We start from the raw sequence: 17,102 nt of genomic DNA, 5'->3' as shown, positions 1-17,102 counted from the left end.
CATCGGGGTCACCGACGTGGGCCGACATCCGAATGCGGTCACCGAGCAGGGCGCCGCCGCTGTAGGGCGAGGACGGATCCACCGCCAGGACGGCGACCCGCGCCCCCTGCGCCCGGTACGCGCCGACCAGCGCCGCCACCGTGGTCGACTTTCCGGCGCCGGGCGGCCCGGTCACGCCGAGGACCCGAGACGTAGTGGCCGCACCGAGCAGCGCGAGAACCTCGTCGCGGCTGCCGTTTTCGACCATGCTCAACAGCCGCCCGGTGGCTCGCAGGGAACCGTCCCGGGCGGCGGCGAGCAGCCGCTTGGCCTCCCGCCCGGCGGTGGTCACGGTGCGGGCACCTCGACGACGGTCGCCGACCCCATTCCACCGCCGGCGCACAGCGCCGCGATACCGAATCCGCCACCGCGACGGCGCAATTCGTGAACCAGGGTGACGATCATGCGCGCGCCGGTGGCGGCCACGGGATGTCCCAGCGAACAGCCGCTGCCGCTGTAGTTCACCCGCTCGGGATCCAGGTCCAGCGCCTTGACCGCGGCCAGCGGGACCGAGGCGAAGGCCTCGTTGATTTCGATCAGCTTCACCTCCGACAGTGAGATACCCGCCCGCGCAACCGCTTTGGTGATCGCCTCGATCGGTGCCAGGCCGGTGTCGGCCGGATCCACACCCACCGAGGCCCACGAGCGGATGACACCCAGCGCCGGCAGTCCCAGCCGATCCGAGGCGATGGCCAGCGCGGCGGCGCCGTCGTTGGAGCCCGAGGCGTTACCCGCGGTGACGGAGAACCCCTCGATCTCCGGATGCAGCACCTTCAGTCCCGCGAGGCGTTCCAGGCTGGTGTCGCGGCGCGGATGTTCGTCGACGGAGAATTCGCCGTGCGGCGTCTCGATCGGCACGATCTCCTCCTCGAGCCGGCCCTCGTCGATGGCCGCGATCGCGTTGCGGTGCGAACGCAAGGCCCAGGCGTCCATCTCCGCGCGCGAAATCCCCGCCTTGACAGCGGTGTTCCAGCCGACGGTGATCGACATGTCCAGATTCGGCGCGTCCGGGCGGTTCGGATGCGACGGCGACACCCATGGGTCGATCCATTCGTCGGCGCCGACCCGGAACCGCACTCGCGGCCCGGTGGAATCGGAATTCACACCACCGGCGATGACCAGTTCGTCCATCCCTGCGCGGATTCCGGCCGCCGCGCTCTGCACCGCGGCCATTCCCGCCGCGCAGTGCCGGTTGGCGGCCAGTCCCGGCACCGTGGTGAGCCCCGCCGTGACCGCCGCGTGGCGGGCCAGGACCCCGCCGCCGTAGCGGCCTTCGCCGAGGACGACGTCGTCCACCCGGCCCGGATCGATATCGCGCGCGACCGCCGCGACCACGTGGTGGGCGAGGTCGAAGGCGTTGGTGTCGCGCAGCGTGCCCTTGCGCGCGGTGCCGATGGGGGTCCGCACGGCGGAGACGATGACGGCTTCAGGCATGGGAGCTCTCCAATTCGGCGACGAGGTTACGGCGCAACAGTTTTCCGGTTTCGGTCTTGGGCAGTTCGGCGCGGAACACGATCGCGTCGGGCGTCTTCGAGGACCGCAACCGCTCCCGCACCCACCGCTTGATCTCCTCGGGATCGCCGGCGCCCACCACGACCGCGACGAGCCGCTGTCCCCATTCCGGGTCCGGCACCCCGATCACCGCGGCCTCGCTGATCCCGGGATGGGTCAGGAGCACGTCCTCGATTTCGGCCGGTGCGATGTTCTCCCCGCCGCGAATGATGGTGTCGTCGGCCCGGCCCTCGATGAATAGATAGCCGTCGTCGTCCAGCCTGCCCAGATCGCGGGTGCCGAACCAGCCGTCCGCGTCGAGTGCGGTGCGCGCACCGTATTCCCCCGAGATCTGCTCGCCGCGCACGAACACCAGACCGGTCTGCCCGATGGGCAGCGATTCCCCCGCGGCACTGCGAATGTCGAATTCGACGCCGGGCAGCGCCCGGCCGACGGAGCCCAGCCGCTCGCGGATCGCGGGATCGGTCGACGCCTGCGCGGCACGGTGATCCTCCGGGCCGAGCACCGCCACCGAGGAGGCGGTTTCGGTGAGGCCGTAGGCATTGACGAAGCCGGTGGCGGGGAACATCGCCAGCGCCCGCTCCAGCACCGGTCGCGGCATCCGCGAACCGCCGTAGGCCAGGCTCGCCAGTGTCGGTGTGTCCGCCTCGGCACCGCCGGCCGCGGTGACGATGCGGGCCAGCATCGTCGGCACCAGCATGGCGTGCGTGATCCGTTCGGCCCGGACGGTGTCCAGCCATCGCTGCGGATCGAACGCCGGCAGATACACCACCCGGCGGCCGCTGTAGAGATTGGACAGCAGGTTGGTGAGGCCGGCGATGTGATAGGGCGGCACCGACACCAGGGCTGCGTCGGATTCCGCGGCCGCGCCGAATTCCATCGTGTTCAGCAGGTAGGCCATCAGATGCCGGTGCCGCAGCAGCGCCGCCTTGGGTTCGGAGGTGGTGCCGCTGGTGTAGATGATCGCGGCCACCGCCTCACCGTCCCACGGCGCCGGTTGCGGCTCCGGATCGGGCTGTGCCGCATCGGTTTCCACCAGGGCGTCCAGATCCTCGGGGCGCAGCACCCGCGCACCCGGATGCCGTGCCAGCAGTGCCGACAGCTGATGTTCGCCGAGCCGATAGTTCAGCGGCACGAACGGCACCGCGGCCAGGACCGCGCCGAACAGCGCCACCGGATAGGCCAGGTGGTTCGCGCCCAGATACAGCACCGCCGAACTGTCGGCGAAGTCCGCGGCCCCGCGGCGCGCCAGCCGTAGCAGTTGCGCCGCCGTGAGGGATCGGCCGTCGACGGTGAGCACCGGCCGGTTTCCGGCCGAGGCCGCCATCTCGAGGATCATGCTAATGTTCATGAGAACATTATTCTCTCAGTAAGAGAGTGTTGATTTCAAGAGAGGGCAGTGTCATGGAGATCAGCGGTAGCTCCGCGATCGTGGTGGGCGGAACCGGCGGACTGGGTGAGGCGACCGTGCGGCGGCTGCACGCCGCGGGAGCCAAGGTGGTGGTGGCCGACGTCGCCGACGACAAGGGCAAGGAGCTGGCCGCCGAACTCGGTATCCGCTATGTGCACACCGACGCCACCAGCGAGGAGTCGGTGCAGGCGGCGATCGCCGAGGCGCAATCGCTGGGCCCGCTGCGCATCTCGGTGGATGCGCACGGCGGGCCGGCCAGCGGTGGCCGGTTGGTCGGCAAGGACGGCAGCCCGCTCGCGCTCGACGGCTTCCGCACCACGATCGAGTTCTATCTCACCGCCGTATTCAACGTCCTGCGGCTCTCGGCCGCGGCGATCGCGCAGTCCGAACCGGGCGAGGAGGGCCGGCGCGGTGTCATCGTGAACACGGCCTCGATCGCCGCCTACGAGGGCCAGATCGGGCAATTGCCGTATTCGGCGGCCAAGGGCGGCGTGGTCGGCATGACGCTGGTCGCCGCGCGCGACCTGTCGCCGCTGGGTATCCGGGTGGTGACCATCGCACCAGGCACCTTCAACACCCCGGCCTACGGTAAGGCCGCCGATCAGCTGGAAACCTATTGGGGCAAACAGGTTCCGCATCCCAAGCGGATGGGCCGCTCCCCGGAATACGCGCAACTTGTGCAGTCCATCGTGGAGAACGACTACCTCAACGGTGAGGTGATCCGCCTCGACGGCGCGCTGCGCTTCCCGCCCAAATGACCGCTCTGACGGGCAAAGTCGCGTTCGTGGCGGGTGCCAGCCGTGGTATCGGCGCCGCGATCGCACACGGTCTCGCGGCGGCGGGGGCCGAGGTGGCCGTCGCCGCCCGCTCGCGGGAACCGGGACGGCTACCGGGCACCATCCACTCGGTGGCGCAGCGCATCACCGCCTCCGGCGGCCGGGCACTGCCGGTGGCGTGCGACGTCACCGACGCCGAATCGGTCGACACTGCCCTCGCGGCAACGGTTTCCGCATTCGGCGGAGTCGACATCGTCGTCGCGAATGCCGGGGTACTCGCACTGAACCCGATCGAATCGACCTCGGACGCGCGCTGGCAGCGCTGCCTGGACGTCAACCTCACCGGCGTCTTCCATGTCACCCGGGCCGCGATTCCGCTGCTGCGCGCCCGCGGCGGCGGTTCGATGATCGCCATCACGACCACCGGTGTCGGCATGCTCGAGCGCGGCGCCAACGCCTATTGGATATCCAAGGCCGCGGTGGAACGCATGTATCTGGGCCTGGCGGCCGATCTGCGTGCGGACAATATCGCGGTGAACTGCCTGTGTCCCTCGCGGGTGGTGCTCACCGAAGGCTGGCGGGCGGGCGGGGGCGGACAGCGGATTCCGGCGGAGATGGTCGAGCCACCGGAAACGATGGCGCAGGCCGCGGTACTGCTCGCCGGGCAGGACGCGAGCGGCATCACCGGATCGGTCCAGCAGTCGGAAGTGCTTCTGGCACAACGGTAGCGCCCTCCGGACGCTACGACCGGGCGCCCCGCAGGGCAGCGATGACCGCCGCACCGAATTCGGCGAGAGTGTCCGGCTGTGCGAAATCGGTGAACCAGACGTAGAACCGTTCGACGCCCTGCTCGACGGCCGCGGCGAAGTGGGCGATCAGCTCCTCGGCGTTTCCGCACACCAAACCGCTTGCCAGATAACCGAATCGGCGCAGGCTCAGCGCACGCACCTGGTCGGGATCGGCACCGCGTCCTGCGAAACCCACCAGCTGCTGGGTGGATACGCGCGCCGATCCCGCCTTCGCCCGCAGTCGTGGCAGCCGGTCCAGGTGGTTCGCCGGCAGGTTCCACCAGTCCGCATAGCGGCGCACCAGCGCCATGGTGGCGGGCCCTGACCCGCCGATAACGATCGGGATCCGCGAGGTCGGCGCGGGTGCCAGGGCGAGTTCTCCCGCACCCGCCCAATATCGCGGCAGCAGCGCCAATGTGCGTGCCAGCCGGGCCCGGCGGGCGGGGCCGTCCTCGTGGCTGATGTCGAAATCGGCCAGTTCCGTCGGCACCGAGCCCGAACCGAGCCCGAGTTCGAACCGGCCACCGCTGGCCTCCTGCAGCGCCACCGCCTGCTTCGCCAGCAGCGCGGGATGGCGCAGCGAGTCGCAGAGCACCAGGTGGCCGATACGCAACCGTTCGGTGCGCGCGGCCACCCAGGCGGCCACGGTCATCGCCTCCCACAGCGGCTGCTGTTCGGCGCCGGGCGCCCGCAGATGATCGATGAAGGCGATACCGTCGAATCCGCCGGCCTCGGCCGCCCGGGCCCGGGCCACGATGTCGCCCATATCGAGCCGGATCTGCGGCAGGAACAGATACCACTGCGGCCCACCCATCTCTGCCCACCTCCTGGACGACTACTTCTTCGCGCCGTTCTTCGGCGCCGACAACCGGGCCAGATTCGCGCGCAGATCCTCCGATTGGAAGGTCAGATCCTCGGCGGTGAGCGCGAAGTCGAGGGTGGCCAGCACCGCCCGCTCGAGTTGCAGATTCAGGATCCGTTTGGTGGATTCGACTGCCTGCCTGGGCAACCGGAGGATCCGCTCGGCGCAGGCGCGTGCCTCGGCGACCGGATCGGCGACCACGTGATTGACCAAGCCCATTTCCCGCGCCCGCTCGGCGGGGATCCGGTCGCCGGTCAGCGCGTACTCCTTGGCCAGCAACAGGCTGGTGTGCAGCGGCCAGGTCAGCGGGCCGCCGTCGGCGGCCACCAGGCCCACCTGCACGTGCGGATCGGCCAGATAGGCCTGTTCGGCGATGTAGACGATATCGCTGAGGGCGACCAGGCTGCAGCCCAAACCGACGGCGGGCCCGTTCACGGCGGCCACGATCGGCACCCGGCATCGCGCCATTCCGAGCACGATATCGCGGCCGTGCGCAATGGTTTTCGCGCGCAACTCGGCGTCGCGGCTCAGTTCGCCGAGGTAGGCGAAATCGCCGCCGGCGGAGAAGGCGCGCCCGGCGCCGGTGAGCACCGCGACGCGGGCCTCCCGGTCCTCGCCGAGCCGCGGCCACAGCCGGGCCAGCCCGGTGTGCAGCGCGTCGTCGACGGCGTTGAGCGCGTCGGGACGGTTCAGGGTGATGATGCGAATCGGGCCCTCGGCCCGGACGTCGACTTCGGCGGGCAGGTCGTACATGTCAGGCTCCCAATCCGAGTATGCGGGCGGCGATGATGTTCTTCTGAATCTGCGAGGTGCCGCCCATGACGCTCTGGGCGCGGCTGTAGAGGTAGGTGCCGAACATATCGGCGTCGTCGGTGCCGGCGACGCTCAGCGCGGCATGACCGACGGCCTGATCCACCCAGGTCATGAGCAGTTTGTCGAGTGAGCCGTCGGGGCCGTGCGAGACGCCGTCCAGCTGTTCGGACAGACGCCGCCGCACATGCAGCCGCAGCATCTCCGATTGCACTGCCGCCCAGGTCAATTCGTCGGGCATCGGCCCGTCGACGCGGTCGGCCAGCACGCGCACCGTCTTGGCGTAGCGGGCCGAATAACCGAGTGTCGACGGTTCCCGTTCGTGACCGACCACGGTCATCGCCAGCTTCCAGCCCTCACCCGGTGCGCCGACCATCCGGTCGGCGGGCACGGTGGCGCCGTCGAAACCGACCTGTCCGAATTCGGTGGTGATACCGCTGATCATGCGCAGCGGCCGCTGCTGCACCCCCGGCTGCTTCATCGACACGATGAAGGCCGAAATCCCTCGGTGCCGAGGCGCTTGCGGATCGGTGCGAGCCAGTAGCAGACACCAGTCCGCGATATCGGAGTAGCTGGTCCAGATCTTGTGGCCGTGGATCACGTAGTGGTCGCCGTCGAGGGTGGCGGTGGTGGTGAGTGCGGCGAGGTCCGATCCGGCGCCCGGTTCGCTGAAGCCCTGGCACCAGCGTTCGGTGCCGTCGATCATGCCGGGCAGGAATCGCTGTTGCAGTTCCTTGCTGCCGTGGCGGCCCAGCCCCTGGATCAGATAGCCCAGACTCGGCCGGGGCGGGGCGCCCGCGCGGGCCAGTTCCTCGTCGACGATCACGTCGTAGACCGGCGGCAGATCGTGTCCGCCGAACTCCTTCGGCCACGACGAGCCGAAGAAGCCGGCCTCGTACAGAGCGCGATGCCACTCGCCCTGGCGGGCCCAGTATTCGTCCCCGGAGGTCGGGAAGTCGCCGGCGACCTCGGACAGCCAGCGGCGCAACCGATCCCGGAATTCGGCCTCGGCCGGTGAGTCACGAAAGTCCACGGGCGATCTCCTCCAGACGGACGGGAAACAGTTCGGTCGAGACCAGGACGCGGCGAAGATAGATGTGCGCCAGGCATTCCCAGGTGTTGCCGATGCCGCCGTGCACCTGGATGGCGGTTTCGCAGACGGTGCGCGCGGCGCGGGCACAGTAGATCTTGGCGATGCGGGCGGCACGCACCGCCTCGTCGGGTGCCAGTTCGTCCACACCCCAGGCCGCGTAGCGCAGCACACTGACCGACCCTTCGATCAGCGCCTGCGATTCGGCGAGCAGGTGCGCGACGGCTTGGTAGGAGCCGATCGTCTTGCCGTACTGCGCACGGACTTTCGCGTAGTCGACGGCCAGCCGCTGCGCGCCCCGGGCCGCGCCCAGCACATCCGCGGTGGTGCCGACCAGCGCGAGCGCGAACCATTGCGACGCCTGATCGGCCGACAGTTCCCCGATGTATTCGAGCCGGCCGTCGAGGTCGGCCGCCGTCCGGGTCGGATCCGCCAGCGGTGCGGCGGACCCCAGCCGGCCCGCCAGCACCTGACCGTCGGCGAGCACCACCGCCCGGTCACATCCGGCCGCGTCGACGGCACGGCCACGTACCCCCAGTGTCCAGCGCCCCTCGTCTCCGGCGGGGTGACCGCGCAGGTCGTCGGCCAGCACCGGTCCCAGGAACGCCACATCGACCAGTCCGCGCGCGAACTCCTCGGCCACCAGCGCCACTTCCACACCCGACGCGCCGTCGGAGCGCAGGGCTCGCCAACCGGTCAGCTCGACGGTCTTGTCCAGCCGCGTGATCCGCTCCCGATCGGCCAGCTCCGCCACCGAGCCGGGGCCCAGATCGTCGGCCAATTTCGCCGCGGCATCACGCAATTGGCGCTGTTCACTGGTCAGACGGACGTCCATAGCGCTCCTCGAGAACTCGGCGCAGCACCTTGCCGGACGGCAGGCGCGGAATTTCCGCGACGAAGACCACCCGGCGCAACCGCTTGTATCCGGCCAGGCGATCGGCGACCAGCGCGGACAACTCCTCCGCGGTGACCGGCGCGGCGGCCGCCACCGCGGCGACGATCGCCTCGCCATCGGTGCCGTCGGCCACGCCGAAGACCGCGCAATCGGCGACCGCAGGATGCCCGTGCAGGACGGATTCGATTTCGGCGGGTGCGACCTGGAAGCCGCGGACCTTGATCATCTCCTTCACCCGGTCGGTGATGCGGACCCAGCCGTCGGTGTCGATCCAGCCGACGTCACCGGTGCGATACCAGCCGTCCACCACGGCTCCGGCGTCGGCGCCGTCGGGCAGATACCCCGCCATCAGCGACGGGGACCGCGCCTGAATCTCCCCGATCTCCCCGGGCGGCAACGGTTTTCCGTCGTCGAGCGACGCCGTCCGCAGACACACCCCGGGCGCGGCCCGTCCCACGGTGTCCAGCCGGGCGCCCTCGATCGGATTGCAGGCCAGCACCGGCAGTTCGGTGGCGCCGTAGGCGGGCAGCCAGCGCACGCCCGTGCGGCGGGTGACGGTTTCGGCCACGCTCACCGTCACCGGCGTGGCGCCCCACATGATGTAGCGCAGCGAGGACAGGTCGAACGATTCCAGATCCGGATGCGAGGCGATGGCCAATGCGATCGGCGCCACCGCCATTTCCACGGTGATCCGGTCGCGTTCGATACTGCGCAGCATCGACTCCGGATCGAAGCGGCGATGCAACCGCATCCAGGCGCCGACGCGCAGCGCGGTGACGATGTTGAGCAGACCGAGGATATGGGACGTTGGGGTCAGTATCTGGATTCGGTCGTCGCTCCCCAGCTCGAGCACCTGCTGCCAGTCGCGCACGGCGGCGTCGAACGAGGCGTGGGTGTGGCGTACCGCCTTCGGCAAGCCGGTGGTGCCGGAACTGAACACCAGCACCGCATCCGATTCCGGATCCGGCGGGTCGAATTCTTCCCGGCTGGGCGTGATCGGCTCGCCGAGATCGAGCATGGGCATCAGTTCCGCCAGTACCGGATGGTCGCCGACCGCGAATCCCGGGGTGGTGATCGCGAGCGCGTGCTCGGCCTCGGCTCGCCGCCACGCCGGGCTCAGCAGCACCACGGCCGCGCCGAGCTTCCACGCGGCCAGCACCGCGAGGACGAATTCCGGGCGATTGGACGACATCACGGCGATCCGGCTGCCCGCCCGGACGCCGCGATCGCGCAGCGTCCGCGCCAGTCCGCCGGCCAGCGCGTCGAGCTGCGCCAGGCTGTAGCGCCGATCGTCGAACACGATCGCCGTCGGCTCGGTCATGAGAAAATCCCATCTCGTTCAGGAGAACGCTATTCTCTTTGTATAAGAATCTTAATACCAGGAGAGGCGTTCCATGGCGAGTCCCCCGATGTTCCGGCCCGCGACCGTGACCCGGATCGTGAAGGAGTGCGCCGATGCGCGAACCTTCGTGCTGGCCCCGCACGACGGCCCGCTCACCTATCGCGCCGGACAGTTCTGCACCTTCCGGGTCCGGGTCAACGGCACCGAGCTGTACCGGTCCTATTCGATGTCCAGCGCACCGGAAACCGACGCCGAACTGATGACCACGGTCAAACGGGTTCCCGGTGGCAAGGTCTCGAACTGGTTGCTGGACAACGTGTCCGAGGGCGACGAGATCGACATGGGCCGCCCCGCCGGCCGATTCTGCCTGCGCGACACCGAGGTTCCGCTCCTGGGCTTCAGCGGCGGTAGCGGGATCACGCCGGTGTTGTCGCTGGCCAAGAGCGCGCTGGCCACCACCGCGCGGCAGGTGCGGTTGCTGTGCGCCGACCGCGACGCCGACTCGGTCATCTTCGGCACCACGCTACTCGAGCTGGCGGAGCGCTATCGCGGCCGGCTGCAGGTGGTCCGGCATCTCGACAACGCGGCCGGACTACTCCATCCGGCAGCGGTGCGTGAGTTCGTCGGCGCGGACGGTCACGCCGACAGCTATGTGTGCGGACCGGAGACGTTCATGGAAATGGTGGAGGGGGCGCTTCCCGGCCCGGGGATGATCTTCAGCGAACGCTTCGGCGCACCGGTTCCCGAACTCGCCGACTCGGCGATCGCGCCGGTACCCGTGACGACCCCCGAGACAGCCACGCCCGCAACCGAATCCGGCACCGCCGGGGGCACCGTCACGATCTTCCTCAACCGCAAGAAGGCCACGGTCCAGCGCCACGCCGGCGAGACGCTGCTGGAAAGTGCCCGCCGCGCGGGCCTGACCCCGCCGTTCTCCTGCGAATCCGGTAACTGCGCCACCTGTATGGCCCGGCTCAGCGAGGGCAGCGCCACGATGCGGGTGAACGACGCCCTCGCCGACGACGAGGTCGAGGACGGTTACGTCCTCACCTGCCAAGCGGTACCGGATACCGAGTCGGTGACCGTGCATTACGAATGAGCGGCCGACGCCGGCGGTCGCCGCTTGCCGGCCGCCGCGGTTGCCGCCCGGTCACGATCGTGTCGACGGTGCAGCGGCTGGTTTCTCCATCCGCTGCTGCGCCTATCTCGCGAGCGAGCGAGCAGCGATGAGGCCGATTACCGGTCGGCACCCTGGCGACTCACTGCGGCACCGGCTCCTGACTATCGTGTTCACCCAGCTGAGGCGGCGGCCCGTATTCCGGTGTGTAACCGTCGATTCGAATCGGCGAGGCCACCAAGCGGTACGCTCCGGCCTCGGCCACGACTTCGGGAGTGGCGTCGAGCGCCTCGGGCAGCGTGCGCACCGCCGCGGCGGGAATGCCCAGCGGGCGCAGTCGCACCTCCCAGCCCCGGGCATCGTCGCGGGCCAGCGCGGCGGTCACGACGGCGAGCACCTCGGCTCGGCGGGATACGCGTTCGGCCATGGTGTCGAACCCCGTCACCCCGGCCTCGGCGGCGAAGGCCTTCCAGAAGCGATCGTGTGTGACGAACAATGCGAGGTAACCGTCGGCGGTCGGAAAAAGCTGCGCCGGAACATAATACGAATGCGCGCCGAACGGTCGCCGCTGCGGGCGCCTCCCCTCGTTGAGATAGGCCGCCGCGTGATAGTTCAACTGCGACAACATCACATCGCGCAGGCAGACGTCCACCTGACCGCCGCGTCTAGATACGATCTGCGCGAGCAGACCCAGCGCCGCGGTCAGGCCGGTGGAGTTGTCGGCGGAGGAATAGCCGGGCAGGGTCGGCGGTCCGGCCGGATCGCCGGTGAGCGCCGCGACCCCTGTGGCGGCCTGCACGATGTAGTCGAAGGCCGGATCGTCGCCGCCGTAGAGGCCGAATCCGGTGATCGCGACACAGACGATGGCCGGGTTGAATTCCCGCAGCGACGCATAGGTCAGACCGAGCCGGTGGATCGCGGACGGTTTCAAATTCACCAGTAGCGCATGCGAATTCGCGACCAGCTCGCCCAGGCGCGCCCTGCCTTCGACACTGCCGGGATCGAGCCGGACACTGCGTTTGCCGCGGTTCAGGCTCGCGAAGTAGCTGTCGCCGACCTGCCGGGAGATGTCGCCGCCGGCCGGTTCCAGCTTGGTGACCTCGGCGCCCAGGTCCGCGAGCATCATCGTCGCGTACGGACCGGCGAGCATGGTGCCGACCTCGAGAATGCGAATCCCCGCCAGCGGGCCGGCGGAGCCGGGGTCCGGAGAAGCATGGGTGCTCATCGTAATTCCCGGGCCAGGTCCGCGATCATCTCCCGGGTGCGGCGCTTCGATGCGATCAGTTCGTCGCGGCTGTCGCCGATCGGCAGCAGCCGGATCGAGACATCGGTGGCGCCCGCCTCCGCGAATCGACGCAATCCGGCGGCGATGGCGGCCTCGTCACCGGCGACGCAAATGTCGCCGACGTCGCGGGCGTTCCCCTGTTCGAGCAGGCGCTGATAGTTGGGCGAGATCTCCGCTTCGCCGAGGATGCGGTTGGCCCGCGCCTTCGCCTCGTCGATCTCTCCGGCCCGGCACAGGCAGACCGGCAGACCGGCCACGATGCGCGGCGGTTTCCGGCCCGCGTCGGCGGCGGCCTCGGTGATCTTGGGCGTCACATGGTCGGCGATCGCGCGTTCGTCGGCCATCCACAGAATCGTTCCGTCGGCCCGCTCTCCCGCGATACGCAACATCACCGGTCCGAGCGCGGCGACCAGCACCGGCACCGGGGCGACCGGGCCCAGATCGAGCGGATTGTGCACGGTGAACGTGTCGTTCTCCACGTCGACAGCGCCCGGACCGGTCAGTCCCGCAGCCAGTACATCCAGATAGTCACGGGTGTAGGCCGCCGGGCGCTCGTACGGTAAGCCGAGCATGTCGCGCACGATCCAGTGATGCGAGGGACCCACCCCCAGCGCGAGCCGCCCACCCGCGGCGGCCTGCACGGACAACGCCTGGCGGGCCAGCGCGATCGGATGCTGCGCCTGCAGCGGCACCACGGCGGTCCCCAATTCGATGCGGCGAGTCCGCAATCCCATTGCCGCGATCGTGATCAGCGCGTCGAAATCGCTGGGGATCTGCGGAATCCACGCGGTGTCGAGCCCGGCGTCCTCGGCCCAGGCGATGTCGTCGAGCATCCGGCTCAGCTTGCGCGCGGAATCCCCCTTCTCCGGTCCGATCATCACTCCGACACGCACGAAGACCTCCAACCCGCCGCTACGCCGGGCGACCGCGTCACCCACTGGTGAATACGGTACTTGCGAAAAAAGAGAATGCCAATACCGCCAGCGGGCCCGCATGTTTACGAGCGGCGTGCGACCGGGCTTCCCCCCAGGGAACGGCAGCTGCGGACACGCACCAGGTCCCCGCCCGCGACACGGGTTCGCGCGGGCGCCGAAAGGCGTTCCCGCGCCGCCGCCCGGCGCTCGGGAACCGCCCGTCCCGGGCGACGCGTCCCGTCCAGGGTGCCGTGCGCCGTCAACGCCGCGGTGGCGACCGTGGCCACGAGAACGAGCATCAGATACAGCACCATGGCGTCCTCCCGTCCGAGAGCATGAATCCGCCCCACGGATATCGCGCGGACCGTCGATCACTCTGGATCCGCAATACCCGATTCATCGACGCTCATCGCCATTCGGTTACGTGATCAACCGCGATTCATGTTCGGTCACTGGGCATGTGCCGCGTCGACCATTCGACAGCTTCCCCCGCAGCGATGTTCTCGATCCGCTCGGCGAGCACGCGCCGCCGGTCCGCACCGCTGTAGGGGCCGGCCTCGGCGATGTACAGGAAGCGCTCGCGCTTCAACGACTCGGCTGTCGTCCGGTACGACAGCCAGTTGTTCTGCCACTGGAACAGTTGCTGAGCCCCCTCGGCGACGACCACCGACGCGGCCACCGCCGCCGTCAGCCATCCCGGCACGCCACTGACCGCCGCCAGCACCGGCACGGTCGCCCCCACCGCGATCTGCCCGAACTTCACGCGCTTGTGAGCATGCTGCGCCTGTCTGCTCTTGGCGCTGTACCACCGCGATTGGTCCTCGAGCCGCTGCCACACCGGGTCGGCGGGCGCACTGTCCTCCACCACGGACCACTTGTAGCACGAAGTCGAGGCCCCCGTACCGGCGGCGCAGAAACCAAGGCGCGGAAGGCGATACCGCGACCCACGCGCGCGACGGTGCCTATGATCTCGTCGTGGGGAGAGTTTTCATCAGCCACGCGGGTGCCGAAACAGCTCAGGCGCTGGCGATCAAGACCTGGCTGATCGCGCAGCGACCGGAGCTGGAGGGGGAGATCTTCCTCGACCGGGAGCGGATGGGCGGGATCCCCGTCGGCACCCGGTGGAAGGATGCGCTGGCGCGGGCGAACGCCCGATGCGAAGCGGTTATCTGCGTGGTGTCACAGCGATGGCTCAGCCTGCGCGAATGCGTCGTGGAGTACCGCACCGCGGAAACTCTCGGGAAGCGAATCCTGCCGGTGCGGCTCGAGCCGATTCCCCATGGCGAGGACATCACCCGAGAATGGCAGGCGTGCAATCTGTTCGGTGATCCGGCGACCGCGATCACCGTCGAGGGATTCGCCGAGCCGGTGCTGTTGAACACCGACGGACTGCACCGGCTGCTCATCGGTCTGCGCGAGGCGAGCATCGGCGCGGAGACTTTCGCCTGGCCGCCGGACAACGATCCGGGCCGCTCTCCCTATCGCGGGTGGAATCCGTTCGACGACGTCGACGCCGCGGTGTATTTCGGCCGTGACACCCAAATCCTGCAGGGCCTCAACCGTTTACGCGGGCTGCGCGCCGCGGGGACCGCCGCACTGTTCGCGATACTCGGTCCGTCCGGGTCCGGCAAGTCGTCGTTCCTGCGGGCCGGACTGCTGCCGCGACTCGCGCGTGAGGATCGCCGCTTCCTGGTGCTGGAACTCGTTCGGCCCGAACGTGATCCACTGACCGGTCCCCGGGGCATCGCCGCCTCGATACACGCCACCCGGGTGCGCTTCGGACTGCCCACGCCGCCGCTCGGCACGATCAAGGCCGCGGTTCGCGACGACCCGGCCGCCGTGTCGCGGCTGCTGACCGAGTTGCAGCAGCAGGCGATGCGGCGCGATCTCACCGATCCGGCGCCGCCCACCCTCGTACTGCCGATCGATCAGGCCGAGGAGTTGCTGCTGCCCGACGTCGACGGCGGCCGCACGCTGGCCCTCGTCGCGCGGTTGCTCACCGCCCACACGCAATTGATCGTGGCGATGACCGTACGCACCGATCGCTATCACCTGCTGCAGACCGCGCCGCAGTTGAACGCGACCGATATCGTCGAATTCGGCCTCGCCCCCATGGCGCACGCCCGATTCGGCGAGGTGATCACCGGCCCCGCCACCCGCGCCACGCGGGCGGGCACCCGGCTCGAGCTCGCTCCTGACCTGGTCGACTACCTGCTCGCCGACAGTGCCGAAGGATCGGACACGCTGCCGCTGCTGGCGCTCACCCTGGCTCGGCTGCACGAGGACTACGCCGGCACGGGCCTTCTGACCTCGGCCGACTATCGGTCGCTCGGCGGCCTGCGCCAAGTCGTGCAGAGCGAAATCGACAGCGTACTCTCGGCCGATCCGAAGCGGCGACGCGAACAGCTCGACATTCTGCGCACGGCGTTCATTCCCCATCTCGCCGGAATCAGCGCCGACGCCGATCAACCGGTGCGGCGAATCGCTCGCTGGGACGAACTGCCCGAGGCCGCGCGCCCCCTGATCGACGAACTGGTCGATCGCCGATTGCTCGTCAAGGACGACGGCGGCGGGGAGACCACGGTCGAGGTGGCTCTGGAAAGCCTGCTGCGGCAATGGGGTGAACTCGCCGGATGGCTGAGCGAACAGGCCGACGAACTCCGCACCGCCGACAGTCTGGAGCGCGCCAACGCGGAGTGGATTCGACAAGGCCGCAACGACGCGTGGCTACTGACCGGTCCGCGTCTGGCCGAAGCGGAACAGCTGGCGCAAACGCCCGGCTTTCGCGAACGGACCGCGCCGGCCCGCGAGTTTCTGGCAGCGGCTCGGCGCCGGGAGAACGCGCGGCTGGAAGACGAGATCGCCAGGCGCGAAGCCGAATTACGCATCGTCCGGCAGCGGGCCGACGCACTGCGGGCCCGGGCGCGGATGCTCGTCGCGCTGGTCGTGGTCGCCTTGTTCGGCGCGGGTCTCGCCGGAATCGGCGTGTACCGGGCGACGGCCGAGAGTAAGCGGGCCGCACGGGCTGCCGACGACAGTCTCGCGGCCCGCCTGGTCACCCAGGCCGAGCAGCAACTCACCACCCGGGCACTACCGGGCGGGGATCGGCGGGCGCTGTGGCAGATTCTCGCGGCCAACCGCCTGTCCCCCGGCACTGCCGCATCCGCTCTGGTGGCGGCCCAGTATCAGGCCCGTTCGATCACCAAGATCTTCGGCGACGCCGTGCCCGGCGCACGGCTGGCGATGAGTCCGGACAGTCGATGGGTGGCGACCAGCGAGCTACTGGGCTCGATCACCCTGTGGGACAACGCCTCCGGAACCCTCCGCACCGTGCCCGACATCGCCCCGGCCCCCGGCTCCACCGAGCAGCCGTGCCGCGTCCCCTCTCCGCCCGTGCCCCGGGTCTGTGCCGGATTGCCCGGAGCGGTTGCCGTCGGCGCCGACGGACGATGGGTTGTCGCGGCCACCCACACCGACCAACTGATCGTGTGGGACACCGTCACCGGTGCGGCGCGCAAGATCGGGATGCCGGGGAAAAGCGAGGTGACCTCCCTCGCGTTGAGTCCGGACGGACGCTGGGCGGCGACCGGCGCGCTCGACGGCCCATTGCGCCTGTGGGACACGACAACCGGCACTGTCCGATCGGCGTCCGGTCACCTGTCGACCGTCGGCGAGGTGGCGATCAGCGCGGACGGGCGCCGCGTCGCCGCGAACACCGACCTCGGTGTCGTACGCGTGTGGAATACCGACTCCGATGCCCTCGTGGACATGCCCGACTCCACGGGCCACGACACGACGGCGGTGGCCCTGAGTCCGGACGGCCGGTGGGTGGGGAGCGGCCGGGTCGACGGTTCGGCCCGAATCTGGGACACCGTCACCGGCGACATCGTCCGGACGAGCGACACCGGCAGCCACGCCGTCCGTGCCGTGAGTGTGACGCCGGACGGGCGACGACTGGCCACCGGTGACACCGTCGGCGCGGTCGCGCTGTGGGACACCGGGTCCGGGGCCGTCAGCCATATGGCTCAGACCGGGCGCGACGCCATCGACGTCGTCACGATCGGTCCGGACGGCCGGTGGGTCGACAGCGACGCGGCCGGGGTGCTCCGCCACTGGGACACCACCGACGGTGGCGCACAGACTATTTCGGTCGCGGACGCGTTCGGCCTCCGCGTCATCGACCCCGACGGACGATGGGTCGCCGTCAGCGGCCGCGACGACGTCATCCGGCTCTGGGACGCGGACTCGCGCAGTGTCCGGG

Annotated in this window: 16 protein-coding genes; 4 read left to right on the top strand and 12 right to left on the bottom strand. The window is 69.6% G+C overall.

Features of this window, described 5'->3' with window-relative positions:
* The 3 genes from ON23_RS30360 to ON23_RS30350 form a co-directional block, all read right to left on the bottom strand.
* The coding region (locus tag ON23_RS30360; protein WP_039782604.1) for an AAA family ATPase at positions 1-331 on the bottom strand (331 nt) is incomplete at its 3' end.
* A complete protein-coding gene (locus ON23_RS30355; RefSeq protein ID WP_039782603.1) occupies positions 328-1,473 on the bottom strand; it encodes a thiolase family protein in 1,146 nt (381 codons plus the stop codon). The genes ON23_RS30355 and ON23_RS30360, both read right to left, overlap by 4 nt.
* Entirely contained in the window at positions 1,466-2,902 is a 1,437-nt protein-coding gene (locus ON23_RS30350) for a class I adenylate-forming enzyme family protein (protein ID WP_039782602.1), read from the bottom strand. The genes ON23_RS30355 and ON23_RS30350 overlap by 8 nt, the downstream gene beginning before the upstream one ends.
* A gap of 53 nt (positions 2,903-2,955) precedes the next feature.
* On the opposite strand from ON23_RS30350, the gene ON23_RS30345 reads away from it, so the two are divergent.
* Together ON23_RS30345 and ON23_RS30340 are read left to right on the top strand one after the other, a co-directional pair.
* Positions 2,956-3,720, top strand: a complete 765-nt coding sequence (locus tag ON23_RS30345; RefSeq protein WP_039782600.1) for an SDR family NAD(P)-dependent oxidoreductase — start codon at positions 2,956-2,958, stop codon at positions 3,718-3,720.
* A complete protein-coding gene (locus ON23_RS30340; protein ID WP_039782599.1) occupies positions 3,717-4,466 on the top strand; it encodes an SDR family NAD(P)-dependent oxidoreductase in 750 nt (249 codons plus the stop codon). The genes ON23_RS30345 and ON23_RS30340 overlap by 4 nt, the downstream gene beginning before the upstream one ends.
* A gap of 13 nt (positions 4,467-4,479) precedes the next feature.
* On the opposite strand, the gene ON23_RS30335 is transcribed toward ON23_RS30340, so the two are convergent.
* From ON23_RS30335 to ON23_RS30315, 5 genes are read right to left on the bottom strand one after another with little or no spacing between them, the layout of a single operon-like run.
* The gene (locus ON23_RS30335) at positions 4,480-5,340 is read right to left on the bottom strand and encodes an LLM class flavin-dependent oxidoreductase (protein WP_039782598.1); all 861 of its coding nucleotides are present in this window, start codon (positions 5,338-5,340) and stop codon (positions 4,480-4,482) included.
* A 21-nt stretch (positions 5,341-5,361) separates the two neighbouring features.
* Positions 5,362-6,141 (bottom strand): enoyl-CoA hydratase/isomerase family protein, encoded by a 780-nt coding sequence (locus ON23_RS30330; RefSeq protein WP_039782596.1) that lies wholly within the window; start codon positions 6,139-6,141, stop codon positions 5,362-5,364.
* Position 6,142: 1 nt separating this feature from the next.
* A complete protein-coding gene (locus ON23_RS30325) occupies positions 6,143-7,231 on the bottom strand; it encodes an acyl-CoA dehydrogenase family protein (protein WP_039782594.1) in 1,089 nt (362 codons plus the stop codon).
* Complete coding sequence (locus ON23_RS30320; RefSeq protein ID WP_039782607.1) at positions 7,218-8,123, bottom strand: acyl-CoA dehydrogenase family protein; 906 nt, start codon at positions 8,121-8,123, stop codon at positions 7,218-7,220. Before ON23_RS30320 ends, ON23_RS30325 begins: the two co-directional genes overlap by 14 nt.
* Positions 8,101-9,504, bottom strand: a complete 1,404-nt coding sequence (locus ON23_RS30315) for a class I adenylate-forming enzyme family protein (RefSeq protein ID WP_039782593.1) — start codon at positions 9,502-9,504, stop codon at positions 8,101-8,103. The genes ON23_RS30320 and ON23_RS30315 overlap by 23 nt, the downstream gene beginning before the upstream one ends.
* Positions 9,505-9,577: 73 nt before the next feature.
* On the opposite strand from ON23_RS30315, the gene ON23_RS30310 reads away from it, so the two are divergent.
* Positions 9,578-10,624, top strand: a complete 1,047-nt coding sequence (locus ON23_RS30310) for a ferredoxin--NADP reductase (protein ID WP_039782592.1) — start codon at positions 9,578-9,580, stop codon at positions 10,622-10,624.
* A 160-nt stretch (positions 10,625-10,784) separates the two neighbouring features.
* Here ON23_RS30310 and ON23_RS30305 read toward each other — a convergent pair whose 3' ends face one another.
* The 4 genes from ON23_RS30305 to ON23_RS30290 form a co-directional block, all read right to left on the bottom strand.
* The gene (locus tag ON23_RS30305) at positions 10,785-11,867 is read right to left on the bottom strand and encodes a CaiB/BaiF CoA transferase family protein (protein ID WP_039782590.1); all 1,083 of its coding nucleotides are present in this window, start codon (positions 11,865-11,867) and stop codon (positions 10,785-10,787) included.
* Positions 11,864-12,820, bottom strand: coding sequence for a TIGR03564 family F420-dependent LLM class oxidoreductase (locus ON23_RS30300; RefSeq protein WP_039782605.1), 957 nt, complete (start codon positions 12,818-12,820; stop codon positions 11,864-11,866). Before ON23_RS30300 ends, ON23_RS30305 begins: the two co-directional genes overlap by 4 nt.
* Positions 12,821-12,924: 104 nt before the next feature.
* Positions 12,925-13,155, bottom strand: a complete 231-nt coding sequence (locus ON23_RS30295) for a hypothetical protein (RefSeq protein WP_094025025.1) — start codon at positions 13,153-13,155, stop codon at positions 12,925-12,927.
* A gap of 125 nt (positions 13,156-13,280) precedes the next feature.
* Positions 13,281-13,709: a DUF4231 domain-containing protein gene (locus ON23_RS30290; protein ID WP_083904338.1), complete on the bottom strand. Its 429-nt coding sequence runs from the start codon at positions 13,707-13,709 to the stop codon at positions 13,281-13,283.
* A gap of 107 nt (positions 13,710-13,816) precedes the next feature.
* Here ON23_RS30290 and ON23_RS30285 point away from each other — a divergent pair.
* On the top strand, positions 13,817-17,102 hold a 3,286-nt coding region (locus ON23_RS30285), incomplete at its 3' end, for an nSTAND1 domain-containing NTPase (protein WP_039782585.1).

Source organism: Nocardia cerradoensis NBRC 101014, assembly GCF_000308535.1.
Taxonomy (GTDB): domain Bacteria; phylum Actinomycetota; class Actinomycetes; order Mycobacteriales; family Mycobacteriaceae; genus Nocardia; species Nocardia cerradoensis.
This window is presented reverse-complemented; position numbering and strand designations above follow the sequence as displayed.